This window comes from Endozoicomonas sp. ONNA1 (assembly GCF_024606325.1).
In the GTDB taxonomy this organism is placed as follows: domain Bacteria; phylum Pseudomonadota; class Gammaproteobacteria; order Pseudomonadales; family Endozoicomonadaceae; genus Endozoicomonas_A.
Window position 1 is genome coordinate 1 of record NZ_JAHHPN010000321.1, and the last position, 1279, is coordinate 1279.

At 46.6% G+C, this 1279-nt stretch carries 2 protein-coding genes; one reads left to right on the plus strand and one right to left on the minus strand.

What is annotated here, in order from left to right; translation table 11 throughout:
• The coding region (locus tag KDK19_RS07455) for a fructose-bisphosphatase class II (RefSeq protein WP_257291660.1) at positions 1-500 on the plus strand (500 nt) is incomplete at its 5' end.
• Between the two features lie 141 nt (positions 501-641).
• On the opposite strand, the gene KDK19_RS07460 is transcribed toward KDK19_RS07455, so the two are convergent.
• Complete coding sequence (locus KDK19_RS07460) at positions 642-1220, minus strand: hypothetical protein (RefSeq protein WP_257280855.1); 579 nt, start codon at positions 1218-1220, stop codon at positions 642-644.
• Positions 1221-1279 lie beyond the last annotated feature (59 nt).

Below are 1279 nucleotides of genomic sequence, written 5' to 3' on the forward strand. Positions count from 1 at the left end.
TTGCGATGATGCAAAAAATGGGTGTAAAAGTTTTTGCCATTCCCGACGGTGACGTAGCCGCTTCTATCCTGACCTGTATGCCTGACAGTGAAGTCGACATGATGTACTGCATCGGCGGTGCACCAGAAGGTGTTGTATCGGCAGCCGTGATTCGTGCATTGGGTGGCGACATGCAGGGTCGCCTGATGACTCGTGATCAAGCCAAGGGCGATACACCTGAGAATAAGGCTGCCGGTGACATTGAGCGCAGCCGTTGTAAAGAGATGGGCATTGAGCCCGGCAACCTGTTGCGTCTGGATGATATGGCCAGCTCTGACAACGTGGTGTTTTCAGCCACCGGCATTACCAAGGGTGATCTGTTGGAAGGTATTGCCCGCAAAGGCAACATTGCGGAAACAGAAACACTGGTGATTCGTGGAAAATCCCGTACGATCCGTCGTATAAAATCTATCCACTACCTGGATCGCAAAGACGACGACATCAAGGGTGTCATCTTTTAACCCTATTTTCCTCCGCGCCATTGTTTCCAAGCTATTGTTTCCAAGCCATTGTTGAAAACAGGCAATGGCTCTTCCCTTGATGTTTTATTTCGAGGGGATAGTCAGGGGTGTATGCCCGAAAATAGCTCGGCAAAACATTCTTTAATCGTTTCTTACGAGATAATTACCAGCAGCGTTGGCAGTAGTCCCGACAATAGACACGGCAGCCATAGAAACAGCTTCGAAATTTCCCAAAGCAAAACCGATAGCAGCACCGCTGGCAACACCGCTAGCGAAACCGTCCGTCTTTTTACAAAAGTGGGCACCCCAGACAACCGTTACAACAGATAAAGACAGCACTCTAACGAGGGACCCAGCAGCTAACCCGGCACCAGCAACTCCGGCACCAGCAACTCCGGTAGCTCCGGCAGCAAACCCTGCAAAAGTCGAAGGAGCAAACGAGGGAGCATAAGTACAAACAACCTGACAGATAAACTTAATAGTTTTTTTCGAAATAGTTACCACGCGTTCCTGCAATGGAATTTTTTTTATCTCTTTTATATCATCATCATTCAGTTGCTTTCGACAGAGATGGCAGTTTGTTTGGTTATATTTTTCCAAACTTACCCGCATGCATGATCTACCATAAGCATGTCCACAATGTAGAGTGATGCTTTCACATCTACCTGAATCTTGACATAGTGTGCATTCAACACCATTAACACCGTTAAGACTGTCCATATCGAAGGTCTCCTATTATATTTTCCGTTACTTACAACCTTAGATATTTATATTTGGTT

Excerpts from the sequence above, each read along its gene's own strand:
- KDK19_RS07460 (WP_257280855.1), bottom strand. The coding sequence starts at position 1,220 with ATGGACAGTCTTAACGGTGTTAATGGTGTTGAATGCACACTATGTCAA.